Source organism: Sphingomonas sp. CFBP 13720 (assembly GCF_014842075.1).
Classification (GTDB): domain Bacteria; phylum Pseudomonadota; class Alphaproteobacteria; order Sphingomonadales; family Sphingomonadaceae; genus Sphingomonas.
Genome location: NZ_JACYVA010000003.1, coordinates 1 through 23,865, shown reverse-complemented (window position 1 = coordinate 23,865; position 23,865 = coordinate 1). Strand labels below are relative to the sequence as shown.

General features: G+C 63.7%; 18 protein-coding genes. 10 read left to right on the top strand and 8 right to left on the bottom strand.

What is annotated here, in order from left to right; genetic code table 11:
* Window positions 1-74 precede the first annotated feature (74 nt).
* The gene (locus tag IFT55_RS07795; RefSeq protein ID WP_192090812.1) at window positions 75-2,312 is read right to left on the bottom strand and encodes a CheR family methyltransferase; all 2,238 of its coding nucleotides are present in this window, start codon (window positions 2,310-2,312) and stop codon (window positions 75-77) included.
* A gap of 338 nt (window positions 2,313-2,650) precedes the next feature.
* Here IFT55_RS07795 and IFT55_RS07790 point away from each other — a divergent pair, with 338 nt between their 5' ends.
* Genes IFT55_RS07790 through IFT55_RS07770 form a run of 5 tightly spaced genes read left to right on the top strand, consistent with a single transcriptional unit; the run spans window position 2,651 to window position 7,739 of the window.
* A complete protein-coding gene (locus tag IFT55_RS07790; protein ID WP_192090811.1) occupies window positions 2,651-3,832 on the top strand; it encodes a hypothetical protein in 1,182 nt (393 codons plus the stop codon).
* Window positions 3,829-4,560, top strand: a complete 732-nt coding sequence (locus tag IFT55_RS07785; protein ID WP_192090810.1) for an inositol monophosphatase family protein — start codon at window positions 3,829-3,831, stop codon at window positions 4,558-4,560. Before IFT55_RS07790 ends, IFT55_RS07785 begins: the two co-directional genes overlap by 4 nt.
* Window positions 4,469-5,998 (top strand): N-acetylneuraminate synthase family protein, encoded by a 1,530-nt coding sequence (locus IFT55_RS07780; RefSeq protein WP_192090808.1) that lies wholly within the window; start codon window positions 4,469-4,471, stop codon window positions 5,996-5,998. The genes IFT55_RS07785 and IFT55_RS07780 overlap by 92 nt, the downstream gene beginning before the upstream one ends.
* Complete coding sequence (locus IFT55_RS17580; RefSeq protein ID WP_192090806.1) at window positions 5,995-6,996, top strand: methyltransferase domain-containing protein; 1,002 nt, start codon at window positions 5,995-5,997, stop codon at window positions 6,994-6,996. Before IFT55_RS07780 ends, IFT55_RS17580 begins: the two co-directional genes overlap by 4 nt.
* Complete coding sequence (locus IFT55_RS07770) at window positions 6,993-7,739, top strand: acylneuraminate cytidylyltransferase family protein (protein WP_192090805.1); 747 nt, start codon at window positions 6,993-6,995, stop codon at window positions 7,737-7,739. The genes IFT55_RS17580 and IFT55_RS07770 overlap by 4 nt, the downstream gene beginning before the upstream one ends.
* Window positions 7,740-7,860: 121 nt before the next feature.
* Here IFT55_RS07770 and IFT55_RS07765 read toward each other — a convergent pair whose 3' ends face one another.
* Window positions 7,861-10,434, bottom strand: coding sequence for a TonB-dependent receptor (locus tag IFT55_RS07765; RefSeq protein ID WP_192090804.1), 2,574 nt, complete (start codon window positions 10,432-10,434; stop codon window positions 7,861-7,863).
* Window positions 10,435-10,600: 166 nt separating this feature from the next.
* Window positions 10,601-10,912, bottom strand: a complete 312-nt coding sequence (locus tag IFT55_RS07760; protein ID WP_192090803.1) for a hypothetical protein — start codon at window positions 10,910-10,912, stop codon at window positions 10,601-10,603.
* 362 nt (window positions 10,913-11,274) lie between these two features.
* Between IFT55_RS07760 and IFT55_RS17680 the strand changes: the two genes are divergently transcribed.
* Window positions 11,275-13,233: a nucleoside hydrolase-like domain-containing protein gene (locus IFT55_RS17680; protein WP_192090802.1), complete on the top strand. Its 1,959-nt coding sequence runs from the start codon at window positions 11,275-11,277 to the stop codon at window positions 13,231-13,233.
* Between the two features lie 49 nt (window positions 13,234-13,282).
* Here IFT55_RS17680 and IFT55_RS07750 read toward each other — a convergent pair whose 3' ends face one another.
* Both IFT55_RS07750 and IFT55_RS07745 read right to left on the bottom strand, forming a co-directional pair.
* On the bottom strand, window positions 13,283-13,711 hold the full coding sequence (locus IFT55_RS07750) for a hypothetical protein (RefSeq protein ID WP_192090801.1): 429 nt from the start codon (window positions 13,709-13,711) through the stop codon (window positions 13,283-13,285).
* Between the two features lie 10 nt (window positions 13,712-13,721).
* Entirely contained in the window at window positions 13,722-15,164 is a 1,443-nt protein-coding gene (locus tag IFT55_RS07745; protein WP_192090800.1) for a GMC oxidoreductase, read from the bottom strand.
* A 108-nt stretch (window positions 15,165-15,272) separates the two neighbouring features.
* On the opposite strand from IFT55_RS07745, the gene IFT55_RS07740 reads away from it, so the two are divergent.
* Window positions 15,273-15,416, top strand: coding sequence for a hypothetical protein (locus tag IFT55_RS07740; protein ID WP_192090799.1), 144 nt, complete (start codon window positions 15,273-15,275; stop codon window positions 15,414-15,416).
* Between the two features lie 50 nt (window positions 15,417-15,466).
* Complete coding sequence (locus IFT55_RS07735) at window positions 15,467-16,945, top strand: thiol-disulfide oxidoreductase (protein WP_249403694.1); 1,479 nt, start codon at window positions 15,467-15,469, stop codon at window positions 16,943-16,945.
* A gap of 27 nt (window positions 16,946-16,972) precedes the next feature.
* On the opposite strand, the gene IFT55_RS07730 is transcribed toward IFT55_RS07735, so the two are convergent.
* The 3 genes from IFT55_RS07730 to IFT55_RS07720 form a co-directional block, all read right to left on the bottom strand.
* Entirely contained in the window at window positions 16,973-17,359 is a 387-nt protein-coding gene (locus IFT55_RS07730; RefSeq protein WP_192090798.1) for a DCC1-like thiol-disulfide oxidoreductase family protein, read from the bottom strand.
* Between the two features lie 7 nt (window positions 17,360-17,366).
* On the bottom strand, window positions 17,367-19,634 hold the full coding sequence (locus tag IFT55_RS07725) for a GDSL-type esterase/lipase family protein (RefSeq protein ID WP_192090796.1): 2,268 nt from the start codon (window positions 19,632-19,634) through the stop codon (window positions 17,367-17,369).
* A gap of 73 nt (window positions 19,635-19,707) precedes the next feature.
* Window positions 19,708-20,748, bottom strand: a complete 1,041-nt coding sequence (locus IFT55_RS07720) for a phosphoribosyltransferase (protein ID WP_192090794.1) — start codon at window positions 20,746-20,748, stop codon at window positions 19,708-19,710.
* A gap of 208 nt (window positions 20,749-20,956) precedes the next feature.
* Between IFT55_RS07720 and IFT55_RS07715 the strand changes: the two genes are divergently transcribed.
* Window positions 20,957-22,237, top strand: coding sequence for an acyltransferase family protein (locus IFT55_RS07715; RefSeq protein ID WP_192090792.1), 1,281 nt, complete (start codon window positions 20,957-20,959; stop codon window positions 22,235-22,237).
* A 40-nt stretch (window positions 22,238-22,277) separates the two neighbouring features.
* Window positions 22,278-23,780, top strand: coding sequence for a lipopolysaccharide biosynthesis protein (locus tag IFT55_RS07710; protein ID WP_192090790.1), 1,503 nt, complete (start codon window positions 22,278-22,280; stop codon window positions 23,778-23,780).
* The last annotated feature ends 85 nt before the right edge of the window (window positions 23,781-23,865 follow it).

Here is a 23,865-nt window from a genome sequence, read left to right as displayed (position 1 = left end):
TCGATGCGGCAACCCCGCTACTTCCTTTGGCCTCGACGGAAGTCGACGCGACGTCGTGCCCTGAACGGGGGCGATCAACCCGCCTTCAGTCGTTGACGTTCGGTGGTGTCATGCACGATCGCGACAAGGATCGGGGGATGTTCATCGGCGAATAATTGCATGCAGACTTCGGCAGGATATTCCTTCCGGTCCGCCGTCTGGATCACCGTCTCGAACACGATCTCGCTCTTCGTCCTGTCGAGCACCGGTGCCAGCATCGCGCGCACGTCGTCGATCGATACGCCGGACAGCACGTCGGGCAACGTCAGCAACTCCAGTTGCTGCGCGGTGTAGCCCAGTTTCTTCTGCGCGCCTTCGTTGGTCAGCGTAAAACGCAGCGTCGCCGGATCGAGGAAGTAGATCTCGTTCAACGCCCGGCCCATGATCCGGCCAAGATACCGGCTGAACTCGTCCCGCCGATTTTCGCCGGTTACGTCCTTAAACAACAGCACCAGCCCGCGATGGCGCTGACCCTCGTCCATCAACGCCGACATGGTAATTTCGCATAATATCCGTCGGCCGCGACGATCGACCGCTTCCAGCGTCTGTCCGGCCTGTGCCTCGCGTCCCGACCGGACGGCCTCGATCGATTCACGCAACAGATGCACGGGCAGACCGATATCGAGCGCTTCGAAGCCGGTGCCGACGACCTCGTCGGCGCGCAGGCCCCATGCATTCTCGCTCCACCGGTTCCAGCTTTGAATATCCAGCTTGCCGTCCAGCACGACAATGCCGCCATTCATGCTGCGTAGCACGGCTTCAAGGTACAGGCGGTAACTCGTGGCCTGTTCCGCCTGGATGCGGAGTTCCTCGTTGACCGATTCCATCTCCTCGTTGCTGGACCGGGCCTCTTCGTTCAGCGTTTCCAGTTCCTCGTTGGTGGACTGAAGTTCCTCGTTGGTGGTCTCCAGTTCCTCGTTGGTGGACTGAAGCTCCTCGTTGGTGGTTTCCAGTTCCTCGTTGGCGGACTGAAGCTCCTCGATCGTATTTTCCAACGTCTCCTGGACCGCCTCCAGTTCGATCCGCAACGTGTGCAGTTGCGTGGTGTCGGTGAACGACAGCAGCACGGCATGGATGCTGCCGTCGTTTCGGGCGAGCGGGCGCGCGTCGATGGTCAGGCGGATCGCGTCGGACTGGGTCAGCCGGTATTCCTGATCTTCCAGCCGGACCGGCCGGCGGGTGCGGAACACTTCCTCGATCGGCCCGCGCAATTCGATCGGGCGATACGAGATGGGCAGATCCTGAAACGGCCGGCCGATATCGGCGTCGCCCACGCCCAGCAGGGTACGCGCCGGATTGGTGGCGAACACGACCACCCCGGCCTCGTCCACCACCAGCATCGCATTGCCCGCTTCGTTGAGGACGTTTTCAAGCAGCACGACGTCAGGCATGGACATCTCGCCGCGGCGTGTGCGTGCTTCACGAAAGCCACTGGCGATCGGCCGTCGCCACGCCTGCGCGACCTTGGAAAAAATGCGGTTCTTGGTGTCGACCGCACGGAACAGCGGCGAACGGGCAAGCTGCGTCTCCGCCTTGCCGAGGAACAGATAGCCGTCCGTGTTCAGCGCGTAATGCAGCCGAGGCAGGACGACGCCCTGCGTACCTGCCTCCAGATAGATCAGCAGGTTGCGACAGATCAGCAGGTCGATCCGCGAAATGGGCGCGTCATAGACGACATTGTGTCGGCCGAAGATCACGCATTTGCGTAGCTCGCGCTCGAACACATAATGGTTGGCGGTACGCTCGAAATAGCGTTCCAGAAGCTCCGCCGGCACGTTCTCGACGTTGCGCGGCGAATAGGTTGCCAGTCGCGCGACCTTCAGTGCTTCCTCGTCGAGGTCGGTCGCGTAGATCTTGACCCGCCGGCAGAACTCCGCCTTGCCCAGCGCGTCGGCGAGCAGCATCGCGATCGAATACGGCTCCTCGCCCGATGCGCAACCGACGCTCCACACCCGGATGGGGTGGTCAGGCTCGCTCCGCGCAATCAGCTTCGGGATGACCTCGCTCTTCATTACCGCCCACGCGTCGGCGTCGCGGAAAAACGACGTGACGTTGATGAGCACGGTGTTGAGCAGGTTCTCGAACTCGCCGGGATCAGCTTCGAGATGCGCCTGATAGGTCGCGAACGTCTCCACCCCCACCGCTTCCATCCGCAACGTGATCCGACGCCGAAGGCTGGTGCGCTTGTAGCCGCGGAAATCGAGGCCACGGCTTTCCTGGATATGATGCAACAGGTTTTCGAACTGGGGGTCGGACGGTGCCGTATCGGTCATTGGATCTTTTCGGAGTGCTGGGAAGGGCGATGACACGGTAGTCGCGAGTCCGACGCACTCCAAGCGACGATCGCAGCAATTTGAAATGCCTGCGCCGGGTCGCGGCACGTCGGCGCACGACGGGCAGCGATGCGGAGCCGGTCTTGCACCGGAAAGAACGGCGGGCGGCTTCGCCCGTCGGGGCTGGGGCAGGGCGGTTGTGGACCTGCGATCGAACGAATGGGTGCCCGGACGCCAGCACCGTCGTCGGCAAGCGTTTCGTGGTGACCGGTGCGAAAGCCGCGTCCTTTTTTTCCGCCTGCGCCGGGTCGCTCCGGTCGCTCGCTATAATGCAATGGATGACGCGCGTTCTCTTCTACCTGCCGGTTGTGACCCCGTGGTGGTTCGACAACATCGTCGCTCCGTTGATCCGGACGCTCGCCGTCGATTCCAAAGTACACATTCTGGTGGCGCCGCTCTGGCGGAATACCGGTATCGGTCCCGACCAGATCGCGGGGTGCAGCGCCATTCCGAACCTGCTATGGCATATCGTCGACGATCCCGACCATCGCTCGCTTCGGACGTCGCCGACGGACCCGGACGGTTTGGTCGCATTCGTCCGAAGCATCGCGCCCGATTACGTGTTCTGCCGAAGCGCGGATGTCGCGACGCCGTCGCGATTTCCTGGGAAGGTCGTCCAACTGCTCGAAGCCGGCGCACCGCCGTTCGCGTTCCCGTCCGACCGGATCATCTTCCAGCGGGACTTTCTGCATCATGGTGCGATGCCCATGCTGGACGACGCGGATCGTCATGCGCTCGACGCCACCTTCGCCGGGGCATGGCAACGCATGCGGAGCCGGTTCGACAGCCAGCCGCCTTTCTGCCTGTCGCGCGAAGCCGCGCTGGAGCGGATGGGGCTTCCCCGGGACCGCAAGATCGTCGCGCTGCCACTCGAATACGAACATGAGGAAGCGTTCACCGGCTTCCACGGCCCTTTTACGCGGAACCTCGACCTGATCGAACATCTGGCCGACGCGATCGATCACGACTGCGTGCTGGCGATCACCGACCACCCCCTGAATTACAGGTATATAGACAACTGCCCGGTGTATGCCATGATCGAGGCGCTGGGCGATCGCGCGCACCTCGTTCCGAACGCGGTCGCACGGTATTGGCCGACGACCCTGCTGATCCAGAATTGCGATGGTCTGGTCGTGCGGGACACCAAGGCGCTGTACGCCGGCGCCTTTTTCGGGAAGCCGACGCTGCGCCTGTCGCATCGCCCCACCGCCGACTGGATCGGTGCGCACGACGACGTCGCATCGTTTCTGGAGGATGTGAGGGCGGGCAGGGGCGGCGCCCGCATAGACGATGCAAGTCGTTGGTTCGCATTTCATATCCTGCACGAAGTCATTTCCCCCACGGAAATATCGTCTGCCGACATACTCGATCGGATTGATATGCCGTTCTCGGGGGACCGGCTGCGGGCCGGACTGGCGCGGTTCGAGGCGCAGCAGGGCGAAGTGGACCTGGCCGCGTGACGGAGTCGATCACGCCCCTGCTTCGCGACGTTCGGGGCCTTGTCGTCGAGATGATGCCTACGCTGCTCGATCGTCGCTACGACGTGCGCTGGAAGTCCGATGGCAGCCCGGTGACCGAGGCGGATATCTTTCTCGAAAAGCGAATGACCCACTGGCTCGGCGAACGTCTGCCCGGGCTGCAGGTCATCGGCGAAGAGAGCTTCCGCGAAGGCGGTAGCCCTCGATCACGCGACGGTTGGGTCGCCGTGCTGGACCCCGTCGACGGCACCGAGAATTTCTGTTCCGGGTTGAAGGAGTGGGGCGTTTCGCTGAGCCTGTGGCACGGCGGCGAGCATGCCGGCAGCCTGCTGATGCTTCCCGAACTGGGCGACTGGATGGCGACCGGCGAGCCGATCGAGCGGGTCCGATCGCGGATCACCGGATATTCCTCCTCGATCCATCCGGCCATCGCCGCTGGAATTTCGGAAGGTGGCGAAGCCCGCATCTTCGGCTGTGCCGTCTATAATATCTTCAACGTGACGCGTGGCGCGCTTGCCCGGTTCGTAAATCCGAAGGGTGCCCGTTCGTGGGACCTTCTCGCGGGCCTGATGCTGGCGCGCGAACATGACTGCGAGATCCTGATCGATGGGCAAGTCTATGATGGCGCATTTCTCGAACCGGATCGACGGTATCGCGTCGACATACGGCACCGATACGATCTTCATTCTGGGCAAGGGGCCATCGGCTGACGCGGTATCGCCCGATGCCTTCGCAGGGTCGTTGGTCGTCGGCGTCAACGATGCCGAACGCATCGTCCCCGTCGATATCACGCTTTTCCATGCGGAATGGGTCAAGCCGGCGCTGACGGCCAATGGCCTGCGGTCGCGGCTGTATCTGACGTCGACGGACTTCGCACCGGAGGGGCGCGAAACGTTGCGCGCGCCGTTCGTGCCGTTGCAGAACGACAATAACGACATGCTGATGCAGCGTTTCCTGTCCGAGAGTTTCGTGCTCGAAGAAGTCCTGTTTCTGTCGGCACTCAACGTCGCGCGCCAGGTCGCGCGCACGCGCGGGCGACGCCAGACCGTGTACATGGTCGGCTTCGATTTTCGGCCCGATGCCGGCGCATCGGAGGCAATCAACCACGATTACGCGCCCGGAAACAGCGCCGATCGGTTCTTCCGCATCAGCATGCAGGAGTTCTTCTTCCTCAACTGCCTCTACATGCTCAAGGATTCCGATCTGGATGTCGTTCACGTCGGCGACCGTTCCTTTTCTCAGCTATCCGCCGAGGATCTGAACCGGCGCTTTCATGTTTCGCGCGACCGGACGTCGCGACGTTCGGCCGACGGCGTTCAGGTCACCGCCGAGCTTACGACGAACCATTTCGGCGATCGCGATCGGCTGGAACGAATGATCCGTGCCGCGCGGGCGGCGGGCGCGGACCACGTCAAGCTGCAGAAACGCGACATCGAAAGCTTCTACACGCCCGATCAACTCGCCTCTCCCTATGTCTCTCCGTTCGGAAAGACCTTCGGAGACTATCGTCGCGGGCTGGAACTCGACCGCGACGATTTCGCGTTCGTTGACGGGCTGTGTCGTGATCTCGGGATCGGCTGGTTCGCGTCGGTGCTCGACCGGCCTTCGTTCGAATTCATGCTGCAATTCGATCCGGCGATGGTCAAGCTGCCCAGCACCATTTCGGAGCATCGGGAGTATCTGGGATACGTCGCGAGCAATTATCGCGGGTCGGTGGTGCTATCGACCGGAATGACCGGCCTCGAATATGAGAAATGGCTGCTCGGCAGCTTCGTCCACTGCCGCAACCTGTATCTGCTGCAATGCAATTCCGCATATCCGACGCCCAATTCGGACTGCAATGTCGCGGTCGTCCGCCACTATCACGAACTTTCGCAGGCGAACCCGAGGATCGTTCCGGGCTATTCCAGCCACGATTTCGGGTGGCTTGCATCGTCGCTCGCAATCGCCGCGGGCGGACGCATGATCGAGAAGCACGTCAAGCTCGGCAACACCGATTGGGCGCATTTCGACGCCGTCGCCGTCGATCTGACGACTCCCGAGTTCCGCGACTATGTAACCAAGCTGCGTGAGACCGAGGAGATCGTCGGATCGGCGGTCAAAAAGGTGAACGCCAGCGAGCACCATAAATACAGGATCGCGGCGTGAGCGGCGGGATGGTCGACATGGTGAACGATTTTCGCTGCCTTTTGTGCGGGATCACGGATACGCCGCATCTGGTTCAGGCACGGGTGACCGGGGACACGGGCGGCAATCTGCGGGCAGTCCGGTGCCCCGATTGCTCGCACGTCCAGCTTTCACCCCCCACCTATGATCTCGACCTGTACCGCCATGACGGTCAGGTGAACTTCGTCGTCGAGCAATATGGCACGCCGATCGAAACGCTGTTCGAGCACAGCGCCATCGAAGCCGGGCGTCGGGTTGCGCGTTTTGCCGTGCATAGTGCGCCGATCGTGCGCTTTGATGGCGGGCGGGCGCGCCTGCTCGACGTTGGCGGCGGATATGGTTTCTTCGGGTCGGCGATGACGCGGCTGCGCCCCGACGTCGAGACGCTGGTCCTCGAACCAAGCGCCGGTCGTGTCGAAACCGGTCGCCGATATTTCACGACGCGGGCGGATTGCGATGTTCCCGCTCCGGCGTTCGAAATCGGATTGCCGGACGACGCCTTCGTGACGAAGAACCGGAATCGATACGACATCGTCACCCTGTGGCACGTCCTCGAACATGTCGATGACCCCATGGCGCTCATGGCACGGGCGGGTGCGCTGGTGCGGCCCGATGGCGGTAGCCTCTGGATCGAGGTTCCCAACCTTCACGACGACCTTGCCGAGCTTTCGCCCGCCTATCGGCACCGAAGCTTCATGCGGGAGCATGTTTCCTATTTCTCGGCGGACATCCTCGAACGAATGGCGCGAACCTTGTTCCCGCAGGCCCGCGTCGAAGTGAGCGGGTATCAGCGCTACGGGATTTTCAACTACTGCCACTGGATTCAGCATAATGCGCCGCAGGGTGCGAAACCCGACATGTTCGAGCGTGATCGCTGGTGGCTCGAGACCAGTTGGCGAACGGCGCGGGAGGCAGCGCGCACGAGCGATGCACTGTTGCTGGTCGTGCGCTTCGGTGATGAACTGGGGGCGGGCGCATGAACATCGCGGCATTGATGATCGGGCGGGGCGGAAGCTCGCTCAAGGACAAGAACATCCTTCCGGTGCTGGGTATTCCGTTGTTGCACTGGACGGCAGCGGCGGTCCGCGCCAGCCGCCACGTCGAGCGCTTCTATATCAGCAGCGACTGCCAGCGGATTCTCGAAACCGCCGGGGAAGCGGGATATCAGCCGATCGAACGCCCGGCGCATCTGGCAAGCGCGACCGCGCAAAGCAGCGACGCCGTCCGGCACGCGTTCGAGCATATGGAGCGGGACGGCCCGATCGATGTGCTGGTAGTCCAACACGCGAATGTCGGCACCGTCAGCACGGCGCAGATCGACGACTGCATCGATCTGCTGCTCGCCAATCCGAAGGCGACGTCGGTCGTGCCGGCGCATCAGCATCCCGAATATCACCCGATGCGCGCGAAGCGCTTGCGGGACGACGGGTCGCTTGAACCGTTCGTCGAAGGCAATGCGATTTCCGCCAATCGACAGGATCTGCCGATCTGCCTGTTCTTCGATCATTCATTCTGGGTGTTGCGTGGGCGCGACGCCGTATTCGATCCGCAGGGGCAACCGCCATGGCCGTGCATGGGATCGCATATCCTTCCGTTCGAGACGAGCGGCTGCCGCGACGTCCACGATCTGGCCGACCTGGACGCAACGGCACAATGGATTCTGGCGAATAATATCCCGCGCCCTGCTTTCGGTACGCCGACCGCGATGCGCGCTGCCCGATAGGAGTTGTCCCTTCCGAGGATCGGACGTTTCGACGGAAACCGTCAGGTCCGGGGGATTTCGAGCCGTCCGATCGCGAACGTCCCGGTCCGATCACGCTGGCGCGACCGGACCGGAGACAGGTTCAATAGGCGGCGGACAGGGTCAGAAACCACTGGCGGGGCGCAATGGGATAGGCCGAATAGCTGTTCGTGGCCGACCCGACCGACAGGGACGATACGCCCTTCTCGTCGGTCAGGTTGCTGACGTTCAACGCCAGTTCGACCTTGCGCAGCGGGACGATGTTTTCCGGCACCCGCGCGGCGATCCGAAGCGAGGTCAGGAAAAAGGACGGGACGCTGACGTCGTTGCTGAACGTCGCGAAGCGCCGGCCGACATAATCGCCGATCAACTGCGTTTCGAACGGACCGACGGACAGCGTCGCGACGGTCTTGTTCAGCCATTTCGGTACGCCGGGCAGCTGCTTGTCGCACGTCGGCACCACGCCGCCGACGACGAGAAGCCCGCCGATGCACGAATCGGTCGCTGCCCCGATGCCGCTCGCGGTCGCGGTATAATCGCTCTGGTACTTGGACAGATTGTACGAGGTCGCATTGTACAACGAAAAGATGCCGCCGAACCGCAACGTGAACGCCGCATCGATACCGTCGGTCTTCACGTCGCCGACATTGACCAGAATCGATGTTCCGCCGGTAATGCCGCCGCCGGCGATCCCGCCGGGATTGGTCGAGATCGCAAGCAACCGGTTGTTGAAATCGACATGATAGTAATTGACCTGCGCGGTCAGGCTGATGTCCCCGGCGAAGGACCGGCGGCTGCGCACGCCGGCTTCGTACGTCCAGCTGCTCTCGGGCTGGCCATCCTTGGCAAACGCGTCGAACGCCGGCTGGCTGCCGGTGAACCAGGGTCCGCCGCCGCCGGCGAGATATGCCTGATATTGGCGCAGGTTCTTTTGAACGTTGGCGTAGACTTCCTCATGGCCGTTCACGTCGAAGGTCGTGCCGACCGCCGGGAGGAACCAGCGGAGCGTGTTGATCTTGCCCTGCGGCAGACCACCCGAAAGGCCGCTGAGCGAGCCGGCGCGCGGTTGCACCGGATACCGACCATCGGCCCATTGCGCGCTGGTCTTGAACCCGGCCTGGATCAGCAACCGGTCGAACGCCTTCCAGCTATCCTGTACATGAAGCTGGAGCTGTTCGATCCGGGCATCACCCTGATACTGCGTAAACAGCGGCTGCGCGGCGTCCAGCGGAAGGATGTACGGCGTGCTGCTGTCAGGGTTGTTGACGTCGACGCCGTACCACCGACGCCATTGCGTCGTCGAATTGCGTTCGTACCAGCCGCCGAGTTCGATCCGGTGCGCGCCCAGTTCGAAATCGATCGCGGAAATCACGCCGACCCGGTCGATCCGGTATTCCGTGGTACGGGTAATGAGCCCCGATCCGCCCGTCGCAGCGACCAATGCCGCCCCGGCCGCCGCCGCCTGCGTTGCGGTCAGCGCCGTGCACGCCGCTGGCCGGACGCCGTTGTTGTTGGCGCCGAACCGGCAATTGGCGGGCAGTGCCGCATAGCCCGGATCGAGATAGGGCTGGGCGGTAGTGATCGACTGTCCGAGCGGCCCCGCGACCACGCCCGCGCCGTCATTGTGATGGAAATAGCCGGTCGTCGACCAGTTCGCGGTCGGCGACAGGTGCACATCGTACCGCAGATAGCCGAGATAATCGGTCCGCTGCGCATCGGAATAATAGTTGCGATAATTGCTGCCTTCGGCGGCAGGGGAGTTGCCCTGCGCCGTCAGGTAGGTGCGATACGCAGCGAAATCGGGGTAGAAGAACGGTTTGGTATAGGGCGTGAAACGCTGGATAGCGGTAGCCGTGCCGCCGGCCGACGGCTGGAAGAATACGGTCGCATCCTCGTTCGGCTGGGTGAATTCGTTATAGTCGAGATACGCGGTCAACTTGCCGAAGCTGTCGTCGTGGACGAACTTCGCATTGGCCTGCCAGCCGCCCTGGATACCGTCGAAATCCCACGCCCGGGCGCGTTGCCGCGTGGCCGAGATATAGCCGGCGTTGCGACCGTCGAAATTTCCGCTGTCGATCCGGAAATAGGTCCGCGACGTGCCGTAGCTGCCGATCGTCTGTGCCGCGCGAAGTCCGAACGTATCGAGGGGGGCGGACGAAAAGGTTTCCACCGTACCGCCCAGATTGCTGTTCGACGCGGTGGCGAGGTCGCCGGCACCGGCCGACACCACTACGCGGCTGACGTTTTCCGAGATAACGGCGCGCTGCGGCGACAAGCCATTGTAATTGCCATAGCTTTGATCGCCGAGCGGAATGCCGTCCATCGTGTAGCCAAGCTGGTTCGCGGCAAAGCCATGGACGAACAGCTGGGCGTTCTGTTCGTTCAGGCCCCATGGATCGGCGGTGACGTACAGCACCCCGGGCAGCGTCTGGATCGCGCGCAACGGACTGACGCCCGGCAGGATTTTCTGGATCTCGATGTCCGGCAATTCGACCGATGTGCGGGTTTGACGGCCCGTGATGACGATCGCCGGGTTTGCCTCGTCGGTGGCCGCTTCGTCGGGAAGGTCTGCAACGGCTGGCTGCGCGGCGACTGCAGTCGCGTCCTGGGCATAAGCCGCAACCGGAGCAAGCAGCGCGATGGCAACGGCAAAAAGTGACGCGGATCCACGATACATTGTCATTCCCCTTTGCCGCGTTCCCCCACGCAGCGATGGATCGGGGCGATAGAAACATTTTGTGCCAAACCGGAGACGGGGTGATTACGGTTGCGTTACGGCTCCGGCCCGACGCGGCCGTTATTGGCCGATCGCGGAAAGCCGCCAGGAGCCGGAGAAAGTGTCATCACGGCGGCGGCGGCGGCGGGCGCGTGATCGTGCCATCCGTGCTTCCTGCCGACGGCAGCGTGGTATGGCGGGTGCCTTCGGTCTGAAGCGATCCGCGTGGCGCGGGATGCGCGTCCGTCGATAAGGGGAAGGCATCAACCCCATCCGGCAGCCCGCCCGTGGCGTCCGGGGGCACATCGACGCGCAAGGTCGATCCTAAAGCGTTTTCCGACCAGTTTGAACCGCCGTCATCGCCCTTCGGGCGCCTGCTTCGCAGCGGGGCGCTTTCGATCCGGGCCGGCGTTGCTCGTCGGTCACGATGCTTCAGCATCGCTCCCTCCTCGCGCCTTGCCCCGAACCGAAATCACCGCCGTGCCGGTGATCCAACCTGATCGGAAACCGCTCTAGATGACCTTCTTCGACGACGTAGCGGCGGCCAAACAGCTTACGCCGCTCCAGAGAGAAGATCCGGCCGGACGCTGATACACCGCAGTCACGCCTCGGTTTATCGCATCAACATTGTTGCTCTGCAACAATCCAGTAACGACGAGGAAATTCAATCTCTTGAGAGTTTTGTTTCTCGATTGTTTCTCAACTGATAATTTGTGTAATCCGAACGTATCAATACTCATTTCGCCATGATCTTTGGCGGGGTGTGCATCTGTTTGTCTGTTTATCTGGTAAGGAATTGTGGTGAGTAAAACGCGTCTATTCATATCTACCGATATGCAGATGATTACCGGCGTCAATCATCGGGACGGTGACAAGGACGATGTACAGTCACTGGTGCATGCATTGATGTATCAGGACAAGATCGACATCGTCGGGATAGCTTCTTCGACATCGAAGCACCAACCCGGTGCGAACGATGAGAAATTCATCAAGCATGTTATTGATGTGTATGCAAAAGACTATGCCGCGCTGGCGTCACGGGACGATGGTTTCAAGACTGCCAAGCAGTTGCACGACATTACGTATCAGGGAACGAAGTCGCTGGCGGGCCGCGATGGGTATCCCGCGCGTACCGAAGCATCCGACGCGATCATCCGCGAAGCGCGCGAGGCGGAGGCTGCGGGAGAGAAACTCTATGTCGCGACCTGGGGCGGGCTGGGCGACGTAGCCCGCGCGCTGCACGATGCACCCGACATTGCCGGCTCGATCCGGTTGCTGTCCGCATCCGGCCCGGCGCAGGAGCCCGGCGCGCATGCCTTCATCCGGGATACCTTCGCCGGCGAGGGCGATCTGTGGTGGATCGATGCACGCACGACGCAGCGCGGCATCTATGCGGGACCGGAAGGGCGGTTGCCGCCGATGTCCGATGCATGGGCGAAGGACAAGGCGAAGGATCACGGAGCGCTGGGCGATCTGTTCTTCGCGAATACGCAGGACGTGCGCGGGTCGGGCGACAATTATGACGGCGTCAAGATGGGGGACTCGTTCTCGGTATTCTATCTGATCGACAAGGCGAACAACGACGATCCCACGGCCGAAAGCTGGGGCGGCGAATATCGAATGATCCGCGACGGCTATTGGGTCGACCGGACCGATGAGAAGTTCGCATGGTCGGGCAGCAACGGCGCGCGCACGACCTATGAGGACCGGGCAGCATGGACGGCGGATTTCGCCCGGCGGCTCGACTGGTTGAATACGGGCAAGGAAGACGACCGGCCGGCCAATACTGCGCCGGTTGCAAGCGATGATCGCGTTACGACGACGGCGGGCGAACGGGCGTCCGGCAACGTCCTGACCAACGATCGCGATGCGGACGGCGACCGGCTGACGGCGGCGTTGGGCAGCGGGCCGAAGAACGGGGAGGTTACGCTGAAGTCCGACGGCGGCTTCGTCTACACCCCCGATGCCGGCTTCGTCGGGTCCGACAGCTTCCGCTACGTCGTAAGCGACGGGAGCCGGACCGATACCGGCGAGGTCGCGCTGACGGTGGCGAAGGCCGACACCATCGGGAATGCCGGCGGCGATCCACTGGTCCGGCGGTCGGGAACGATCGAGGTATCGGGCAGCGGCGACCAGACGTTCCGGGCGTCGAACGACGCCAACAGCGTGTTCGTTCGGCTGGACCGCGATACCGGCAGTGACCGGATCGCCGACTTCGCTTCCGACGATGTGCTCGTGCTGTCCGGCGCGTTGAAGGGCGGCACGCCGACGACGAAGAACGGATGGCTGACGCTGGACACCGATGGCGACCGGCTGCACCTGGGCGACGTCGCGGCGCTTCGCCTGCTCGGACGATCGGACACCGGGCTGGCCGTCTATGCCGATGCCGCCGTGCGGCCGACCGGTGCGATCGAAGGCACGCTGGGCGACGATCGGCTGGTATCCGGGCGCGGCAACGGCAGGACCGACAGCTTCTTCTTCGACACGGCGCTGGGAATCGCGCTGGGCGACGACGACCTGATACACTTTGGCAGGCGCGACGAACTGGTGACGACCAGCAAGCTGTTCGACGGCAATAATGACGGAATATTGTCGTTCGGCCGCAACGACGGGCTCGACCTCGTCCATTCCGCTACGTCGGGGAGCCTGGGCCATGTCCGCATCTTCGACGACGCGGGCGATCAGGTGACGTCGGTATTGCTCGACCGGGTCGAGGAGTATGATGGCGTGTCGTATTTCGTCTACGTCGCGGTCGAATGATCGGCGCGCGGGCGGGTGCGGGATTTCCTCCGCACCCGCCCGCGAAGCTTCAGGCCGCGTCGAGTTTCGCGAACGGGTTGCGGCAGGCGGCTTCGCCGTTGAACGTGGCGGTGCCGGTCGGTCCCACCGTCAGGTAATCGGTCCGCGTCAGGAAATTGGTGACGACCCGCCGTTCGTACATGGCGTATTTGTCGCCGATCGATGTCGGCGCGAAGCGAAGCAGCGTATCGGGATCGGTCACCGATACCGCGCGGTACAACGCGAACTTGGCGCGCGCGGCGGCCCCCTGCGGCGTTGCGAGATCCGCCACGAACGCGGTGAACTGGTCGTCGTCCATCCGGTAGGGACCGACCACGCGACGCAGGATGGAATCGATCAGGCCGGTTTCCCGCCCGCCGACGAAACCGAGTCCGGCAAGTCCGACCACGCCCCCCCCGATGATGGTGGCGATCGATTGGCGACGGGTCATGCGCGGCATCGCGACATCCTCAGGCGAGGCTTGCCGCGCGCAGCGACAGGGCTGCGGCGGTCAGGCTGGGATTGGCGGCGGAGCAGGTCGGGAAGACCGACGTTCCGACGACGGTCAGGTTGCGCCAGCGGTGATGCACCATCCCCGCATCGACGACCGAGGTGCGCGGATCGGCCCCCATGCGCAGCGTCCCCTGCAAATGCGATTCGGTCGGGCGTTGCGAACGGAACACGATGTCCTCGACCGGCAACGGTGCCAGCAGTTTCGGCAAAGCGTCGATCGCGCGCTGCTGGCCGCGTTTCGCATAATCGGACACCCCGGCGAAGGTGACGATGGGAACGCCGCCGGCATCGACCGTCACCTTGTTCCGGTCCTCGACCAGTTCCTCGGTCACGATCATCAGCGGCAGCGTCTGGCGCCAGCGCTTCGGCGCGGCGCGCAGCCCGTGCGTCCAGCGATTGTCGAAATAGACCAGCGCCGCCCCGGAATCCCGACGATGATCGCCATCGTACAGGCCGTAGTTCAGCCCGGTCGTGATCGTGCTCCCGTCGAAATTGTCGAGGCCGTCCAGCATCACCTCGACATGGCAGCCATAGGATTCGTGCAGGCCCGCACCGGTCAGCGCGTCGGCCATGTCGGAACGCTGGAGGATCGCGGGGCTGTGGATCGCGTTCGCGCCCAGCACGAACCGGTCGCCGGTAACGCGGATCTCCTTGCCCCCCACTTCGACGACGGCGGAGCGGACCGCATTGCCGGCACCTTCGAACCGCAGCACCTTCGCATCGAGCGCGAGGGTAACGGCCGGATCGTCGAAGATGTCGATCAGGCCGTTGTTCAGCGTGAACTTGGCATCGACCGGACACAATGTGCACCGGAAACTGGCGCAGCATTGCGACCGGCCTTCGGTCGCGACGCGGGCACGGGCGGTCGGCATCGCGAAATGACTGCCCGGCTGCGCCGCAGCCATCAGCCGGTCGGGCGCGGTCATGCGGTGCGGCGGCTGCGGAAACGGAGCGGAGCGGGGAAACATCGTCGCCATCCGGGGATCGCCCGAAATCGACATGATCCGTTCCGCCGCGACGTAATGGGGTTCCAGTTCGTCATACTGCACCGGCCAGTCCGCGCCGACGCCATAGCGCGATCGCAGCGCGAAATCGGCCGGGTGGAAGCGTGGCGTCTGTGCGAACCAGCAATTGGTGCCGCCGCCCAGTCCGATGGTGAAGTTCCACGGCTTGTCCGAATCGGACGCATAGGTCGTTTCGGGATCGATGTCGCTGTGGCGGTCCTGTTCGATCTGCCATTCGTGCGGACGGTGCTTGCCCCATTCGAGCACGAGGATCCGCGCCGATGCCTTTCGTTCGAGGATACGGCGCAGATAGAAGGACGATCCGAATCCAGAGCCGACGACGACGAGGTCATAGGCCTGGTTCGCGATGCTGGCAGGGTCGACGAAGTTCGGCATGGAGAATCGGACCCGTTGGCTGTATTGAAATAATCGGTCGTATTAACAAGCTGATATAGCCAGCGCGCGCAAGTGCGGCTAGTCGCGGAACGACCGGGAGGCAAGCAGATGACCAGAGGCGTGAAACACGCAGTGGTGATCGCCATGGCGGTGCTGGCGTTGGTCGGCATCTGGATCGCATTTGCGAACCTGCCGGTGATCACCGGGTGCGGATATTATGGACGTTGCGGTGTCCCGGTGACGGGACACTGAGCGCAGGGGGGTTCCGTACGCCTACGCGAGCGGAACGAAGGGGCTGGCGAATGGTGATGCAGACAGGATGGCTGGGCGCGATGCGTCGCCCGATGGAGCGCCCCGATCCCGCCGGTCGGGCGAGCGACGGGTTGACGGCGTTCGCGGTCATGTGGGCGATCGCGCTGATCTTCAGCGTCGTGTCGCATTACGACAACCTGATCCTCGGCAACGGCATCCGCATCGCGGTGCTGGAATATGCCGTCCTTGCCAGCAGTATCGCGCTGATCCTGAATCCCCGACGGTTGGGGCTGTTGTTGCTGCTGGCGGTCGCCATGGCGCTGCAATACGGCTTCCGCCTGCCGGTGGCGTCGAACAACCAGACGATCGCGTTCTTCATGAATGCCGCGATCGTCACCGTCATCGGTGTGGCGTGGATGCAGCATCGCGGGTCGGCGGGGGTACGCGACGAAATCTATGAACGGCTGCGCATCGTCGCCCGCTTTCTGCTGGCGATCATGTATTTTTACGGGATATTTCACAAGATCAACGTCGATTTCCTCGACCCGGAAGCCAGTTGCGCCGTCGCGCTGTACAAGCCGCTGACGCAGACGTTCGGACTGGCCGACAATATCGTCGGCCGATATGGTTCGATCGCGTCGACCTTCGTCGTGGAAACGATCACGCTCGTCTGTCTTTTCTGGCGGCGGTTCTTCTGGGTCGGGCTGATCGTCGGTCTGGTGTTTCACTACATCATCCCGATATCGGCGTATTCGTGGTACATGGATTTTTCCAGCCTCGTCTTCGCGCTGTATACGCTGTCCGTCCCGCGTGAGGTGAGCGCCGCGTTTCAGGGGCGCGCCGCCCGCGTGCTGCGCCGGGTGCCGTTCAACTCCGCCGCCCGTGTCGCGATCGTCGCGTTCGCCCTGTTGTTCGTCGCGGCGATGGTGCTGGCGACGCAATTGCGCGGACGGGCCGGCGATCTGGTCATCACCGACATGATGGCGTGGCATTCGTCGTGGATCGTCATGTGGGCGGTCGTGGGCGGGGCCGCGATGGTGTTCCTGACATGGGCGGCGGTCGATGCGCTGCCCTATCGTCCGCAGCCTGGGCCGCGTATTCCGTGGTGGGTCTATCTGTTCCCGGCGACGCTGTTCGTGACATGCCTGTCGCCCTATCTGGGGCTGAAGACCGAAAGCTCGATCGCGATGTTCAGCAACCTTCACACCGAAGGCGGCACGACCAATCACCTCGTCCTGTCGCGATCGCTCTACGTCGCCGAGTATCAACGACACGTCGCGACGATCGAAGCGTCGTCGAACCCCGGGATGCAGGATAATGCGGACCGGCATCTGGGCATCGTCCGGTTCGATCTGGAACGATGGATGCAGCTGCATCCGCGCGACTGGGTGACGTTCACAATGGATGGCGTTCGCTACGACCGGGCGACGGCCGCTGCCTTCCCCATGTCCGAACGCAACCTGCTCGAACGCAAGCTGCTGGTCTTCAAGCCGGTCGACGTCGCGCGGCCCAAACGCTGCACACATTGATCGCGGCACGTGGCGCGATCGGGGCGGTCAGCCCCGGTCGTGACCCAGCAGATTGCGGCGTCTGGCCTTCAGCGTCAGGCGCCGGCCGAGCTTGAGCGCGGGATAGAGCAGCGCGGTCACCCGCGACGATCGGAACACGGCGGCGTTGATCCGGTTGAAAACGCCGTTGGTGCTCGACAGGCTGGATAGCACGTGCACCGCGTCCGCGCCGTGATACACCCGGCCGCGATGCGAAAAGACCATGCCGTCGTCGAGGTCGTACCCGTCGCGCCACAATGCATCCACACGCGGATCGCCGGAACGGGCGTCGATCAGCTCGACGTCGCCGATCGCGTCCCGCAACCGGAAGAAGCGCACGTAATTCTGGCAGAAGACGCATTCGCCGTCATACACGATCAGGCTTTTTTCCGTCATTACAGGATCATCCCGGTTGCAGATCGGCAAGACCGGCGGCGCTGCCGATCAGGCTGTAGACATAGTAATGCACCCCGCCGTGCTCAACCGTACCGTCATATTCGATCTTCTGCAGCGCGGCGTTCTTGATCGACGTGACGACGAGGTTGCCGGTCGGCAGGTTCAGGATCTTGTCCGATCCGAAATCGATGATCCGGTCGGCGTTGCCATCGGGCAGGGCGGTGGTCGTGACCAGAATATCGTGGCGTCCGAACCGTTCGATCCGGTCGTTGCCCAATCCGATCTCCAGCGCGGTATCGACGAAATACACCTGCCGTGTCGTATCGGCGGTGTCACCGATCATGCGATCGGCGCCCAGCGTCCCCTCGATCGCGCCGGACGGGCGCACCGCACCGGCAGCATAGACCGACAGCCCGTCGACGATTCCGAGCGAGCGCAGCCCCGCCGCCGGATCGATCCCGCCGATCGTGACGCTGTCGGCCGATCCGCCCGGACCATCGAAGTCGATCGATCCGTCGCCGGTCGGCACAACCCGCCCGTCAGGTGCGGTCGCCAGCGGCGCGCTGGTCAGCAACACGTCGACCGTTTCGAACCGCTGGATGCGGTCATGGCCCGACGCGACGGAAAGGTCGAAATAGAAACTGTTGGCACCGGCCGGTCCGGTCAGGACGTCGCTGGTGAACGACGATCCGTCGATCGTGCCCGCACGGGTATACAGGATCGACGACGGCGGCACCGGCGCGGGCGCGTCCGCAGGCGCAATAGTGATCGCCAGCGTTGCGGTCGCCACGCTGCCCGACACATCGGCGATCCGATAGGCGAACAGGTCCTGCCCCTCGCCGGTCCCGAGCGCCGCCGCCCGGTCCGCATCGACGACATAGCGATAGCTGCCGTCGGTCGCGATCGTCAGTGTGCCGTAGCTGCCGTCGAGGGTCAGCGTGTCGACGATCCCGACGAACGTCGCCGCTGCTGTGCCGGCATGGACGCCGGTGACCCGGATCAGATCGCCGAGCGCCAGATCGGCGTCGGTATCGTTGGCGAGCAGGTTGCCGGTCGTGTCGAGCGCGGGCGTCCCCGCCGCTGGTTTCGCCAGTCCGATATCGTTGGTGGCGAACGGCACGTCGTTCGCGATCCGGTCGATGGCGAACATGCCGTTGGCAAAGGCGAATCGTTCGGTCGCGACGACATGGTCCGTCCCGTCCGGCGATCCGTCGCGCCGGTCGGCGATATGTACCCCGGCGGCGTCGATCGTGATCGCATAGTCGGTCCACGCACCGGAAAAGGACGCGGTGTCGATGCCGTCGCCGCCGTCGAGGACGTCGTTGCCGCCGCCGCCGATCAGCATGTCGTCGCCCGCCGTCCCGTTCAGCCGGTCGTCGCCACCCAGCCCGTCGAGCCGGTTCGCACCGGCATCGCCGGTCAACCGGTCGGCAAAGGCGGAACCGTCCAGATTCTCGATCGACACGAACCGGTCCTGATCCTGACCGATCGCGCCGGCGTGCAGGCCGAGCCGCGCTTCCAACGCGTCGTACCAGTGATCGGCGATCACAGCATAGCCGCCCGCATTGGGGTGCAGGCCGCTGTCGACCGGCGGCGCGGAGATGTGCGTGACGTCGAGGTCGCGCATGTCGACGAAGACGACCTTGCGCCCCGATGCAGCCAGTTCGGCGATCAGCGCCGGCATCTTGTCGTTATAGGCATCGACCCGGTCGGCCCGGACCTGCGCTTGCTGACCGACGCGGACCGGGGGGATCGACGCGACGAACAACGTCGCATCGGGGGCCGCCTTCGTGATGCTGACGATCAGCGCGCGCAGATCGGCGATCATCGTCGTCGACGTGTCTTTCGCGCTGTCGTTGGTGCCGGCCATCAGCAGGATCGCATCGGGGCGGGCGGCGGCGATCGCACCGGCATCGATCGCATCGAGCTGGTTGAGCGTGAAGCCGCGATGCCCTTCGTGATCGGGGTCGATGCCCGCCGGCCCGTTACGGGCGGACCCGACCATGTCGACAACGACGTCCGCAAGCGTCAGCCGGTCCTGCAACAGCGTGCGATAGCCGCCGCTTTCGGTGTCCGTGGTGCTGCCGATCACGCCATAGGTGATCGAATCGCCGAACGGCAGGATACGCAGCAGTTTATACGCCGACCCGGTCGACAGGTCCGCATACACCGCGCGGGTTGCTGCGGCGTAGCGTACCGTGTCGATCGCGTCGGTCCCGACGAACAGGTCGGGCGCGGCGGTATCGTCGTAGGTCGTCCCTGTGACGCTGCTCATGCCTGCATTTCCCGTTCCGTATCCTGACCGCATCGGTCGATCACAGTAAATTCCGTGCAATCATAGCATGATACTATTTGGCGGGAGCCGGTTTCTTTCGCCCCTGCCAATAGGATTGTACCTGTCTCGCACGCTTTTCGCCGACGAGCCGCTGTAGCCGGCGCTTGAGGAACCGGCGCCATCCGCGCCGCTCGCTCGACAGCCGTTCGCGCAGGCGTGCCGCACGGCGACGCGCGCGCTCCTTGGCGTCCAGATGGCCGTCGGGCAGGATCACCGTCTGCGTCTCGATGCTCAGCACCGGCTTTTTCGACAGATGCGCGATCTCGATCGCCTGGCGCTCCTCGCTTTCGATGAACAGCTTTGCGTCGGTGGAGGCATAGACCTGTGCCTTGAACGATCCGTGCGCATTCCGCCGCCGCCGTTCCTCGGCGGTCGGCAGATCGATCATCCACAGCTTGCCATATTCGATGCCGTGCCGCGCCAGCCATGCCTCGGTCTGCGGGCGATAGCGTTCGAGGCGACTGGTGACGACGTGCCCCACCCGCCGGCCCGGCAGCAGCAACGGCCGCGCGGAATCGAGGAACGCGGAATAGAGCGGGCCGTCGTCATTCTCGTCCTTCGTCGGATCGGCGCACAACACGCCGTCGATATCGAAACAACAATGTTCGAGGATGCGGTGGTTCATGATGTTCCACTGGAAGATCCGCGGCCGGGGTACGGTTTCCAGCACGACGTCGACCAGATCGCTCGGTTCTTCGAGACCATAGATCGCACAGAAGACGCACCGGTCGGACTGGCCCGCCGCCGCGATCTTTTCACGCGCCTCGCGCATCGATCCGCCGCTCAGGATGCTGTCATCGACCACCAGCACGCGTCGGAACGCGTCGACGGGCAGGTCGAACAGGTCGCGCCGCCGGGTCGACCCAGCCGACAGGATGCGCCCGGCCAGAAAGCCTTCCAGATCGGCAAGCGGCAGGTTCAGGGCAAGGCTGACCAACGTCGCCGCCAGCAGCCCGCTGCGCGGAATACCGACGACCAGATCGATGTCGCGCGGCAACAGGCCGACATTCGTCTGGATGGTGTGGTTGAGATCCTCGATCGATCGATAGTGCATCGTATGGTTCCGCGATCGATCAGGTTGCGGACACGGACCGGTCGGGACAGCGCTCCGCTGCCCCCAAACCCCGTGAAGGAAGATATGCCGTCATCATTGCCGTAACGCCCCGTTTGCCCCGTTGTCATCATCACCGGCAGGTCGGACAAATACACCCGCTGCCCATGTTCACCATTCGGCGTATTGCCGTAAAGCTTTGATTATGCGCATGAACTGGTTTCGGGAAGTCTGCAAGACGAAGCTGTTGCATGCGATCCGCCACTGCTATCGATTGTCGTCCAGAGGGAAGCGCGTGCTGACGAAAAGCCAGAGGTTCGACGAACTGGAGCTGTTGCGCGGCCTCGCGGCATTGGGCGTGGTCGTGTACCATTTCCTGCGAGCCTTCGTCGCGCCCGAGCGCACGTCCGACTTCGCGCAGGCGGTCGGGCTGGCGATCGAGCGTCCGTTCGTGCTCAGTCCGATCAACGGACCGTTCATGGTCAGCATCTTCTTCGTGCTGTCCAGCTTCGCGCTCACCGTAAAGCTGCTCGGCGCTCCGGCCCCGGTGTCGGTGGGGATCGCGGTCGCGAAACGGTTTCCGAGGCTTTTTCCGGTCACCTTCATCGGGGTGATGCTGCCGGCGGCGCTGTACGTCGCGGGCCTGATGTTCAACGAACCGGTCGCGGCGCTCAGCGGATCGGAATGGCTGCGCGACAGCGGCGGGGTGAAAGTCGACGGTCCATGGCCGGCGCCGTCGCTGTCCGGTGGCGTCGCCGACAGCGTGCGCCTGTTCGGGCGGGGGCTGAGCCAGTATAATTCGGCGCTGTGGACCATGCGGTACGAACTGCTCGGCAGTATCGCGGCGCTGGGGACGGCGTTGCTGATCGCCGGCCGGCGTCGTCCGCTGCTCGACACCGTCATCGTGACGGTGGTGGGGCTGCTGGCGCTGGAAGTACATGCGTTGTGCGCGCTGTGCGTGACCACGGTCCTCATCACGAAGTATCTGCGGGATTCGTCGTGGTCGCTGTCACCGGTCGCGGCGTCGGCGATGATCGCGGTCGGACTGCTGATCGGATCGACCTACAAGCCGTTTCCCGAAGAACTGGCGCTCGACCCGGTCCTTGGCGAACACATCCTGCGGCTCGACTGGGTGATCCATGGTGCGGGGGCGACGATGGTGTTTCTGGGCGTGCATCGCTGGCGACGTCGACAAATGGCCGACTGGCCGTTCGCGCGAATGCTGGGACGGTTGTCGTTCGCCGTCTATGCCATTCATATTCCGGTGATCGCGTCGCTGGGGGCTGGCATCGTGCTGGCCCTGGGTTATGGGCTGGGCAGCGTGCTGCTGGCGGCGCTGGCGTCGGCGGTGGTGATCGGCATCGTGGCCCACGGCATCGCCTATTTCGATCAATGGTGGGTCATGACAATCAACCGGACGGCGCGCGTGCTGACTTCCATACGCAAACGCGATGCCGACACTGCGGTCCCCAGCGCGAGCGACGCGCCTTGATCGGCGATCTTCGGACGATCGGGACCACGACGACATGCGCATGAGCCGACACGATCCCGAAGCGATCGTCCCGCGCGCGGGCGGAACGGGTGGTCTGGGCGCGCAGGCCATGCGCGGCGTCGCGGTGTCCGGCATCGCGCAGGGCGTGAAGCTGAGCGTACAGATCGTGTCGGTCGTGCTGCTGTCCCGCTTTCTGGCCCCGCATGATTTCGGTCTGATCGCGATGGCATCGCCCGTCATCTCGTTCGCGAACATGGCGCAGAATCTGGGACTTTCGCAGGCGGTCGTGGTCAATTCGACACTGACCTACGCACAGGCCAGCACGATGTTCTGGATCAATGCCGGACTGTCGCTGTTCCTCGCGGTCGTGCTGGCGATGTGCGCGCCGCTCGTGGCCGCCTTCTATGGCGAACGCGAACTGACCTGGATCGTCGCGGCACTTGCCGTGGCGGTGTTCGCGTCGGGGCTGGGCGCGCAGCATCTGGCGATGGCGACGCGCGGCATGCGGTTCGGTGCGATCGCGATAGTCGAAATGGCGATGGCGTTGCTCGGACTGGGCGTCGCGCTTGTATGGGCGTTGGTCGATCCGGGGCCGTGGGCGCTGGTCGCGTCGGCGCTGGTCACCGCGCTCACGTCGCTGATCGGTGCGTGGATCATATCGGGGTGGCGGCCCCGGCGACCCGGATCGTTCGCCACCGTCGGCGCGATGCTGCGATTCGGCGGCGGACTGACCACGTTCAACCTGTCGAACTTCTTCGCGCGGAATCTGGACAATATCCTGATCGGCCGGTTTCAGGGGCCGGTCCAGCTCGGCCTGTACGATCGTGCGTACAAGCTGCTGCTGTTTCCCCTGCAACAGATCACCTATCCCCTGCAGCGCGTGATGGTGCCGACGCTGTCGCAACTCGTCGGTGACCCCGATCGCTATCGGTCGGCCTATTGCCGGACGGTCGGGCAGATCTTGCTGGTCACGTTGCCAGGCATCCTGTGTCTGCTCGTCTATGCCGATGTCGCCATCGTCTTCATGCTCGGACCGCAGTGGATCGGCGCGGTCGATATCTTCCGGTGGCTCGCGCTGGCATCGCTGCATCAACCGATGACCGTCACGCTGGGCTGGCTGTTCATCAGCCAGAGCCGGACCGGGCAGTTCGCACGCTGGGGACTGTTCAACGCCGCAAGCTGCGCGGTCGCGTTTGCCGTCGGATTGCCATGGGGCGCGGTCGGCGTCGCGGCGGCCTATGCGTTGAGCGACGTCTTCATCCGATTGCCGCTGGTGTGGCGATTGGCGGGCAGTCAGGGACCGGTATCGGCGCGCGACATGATGCGGCTGGCGATGCCGTTCGCGTTCGCCGGATCGCTGGCCGCGATCATGCTGTTCGCCGTGCGGTCGCTGCTGCCCGCATCCGCGATCGGTCTGGCCATCGCGGTGGTCCTGTCCTACGCCACCACCGGCCTCGCGCTGGCGCTGACCCGAAGCGGGCGGACAACGATCGGACAGGGTCTTTCGCTGGTCCGCAGTGCGCTGCTGCGCCGCGCCCGATAGGGCCGGAAAGGCGACCGCGATTAGAGCGTTTTTCAGCCGAGCTGAATCATCAGGGATTCACACGGTGACGGTTTTCTGATTCACG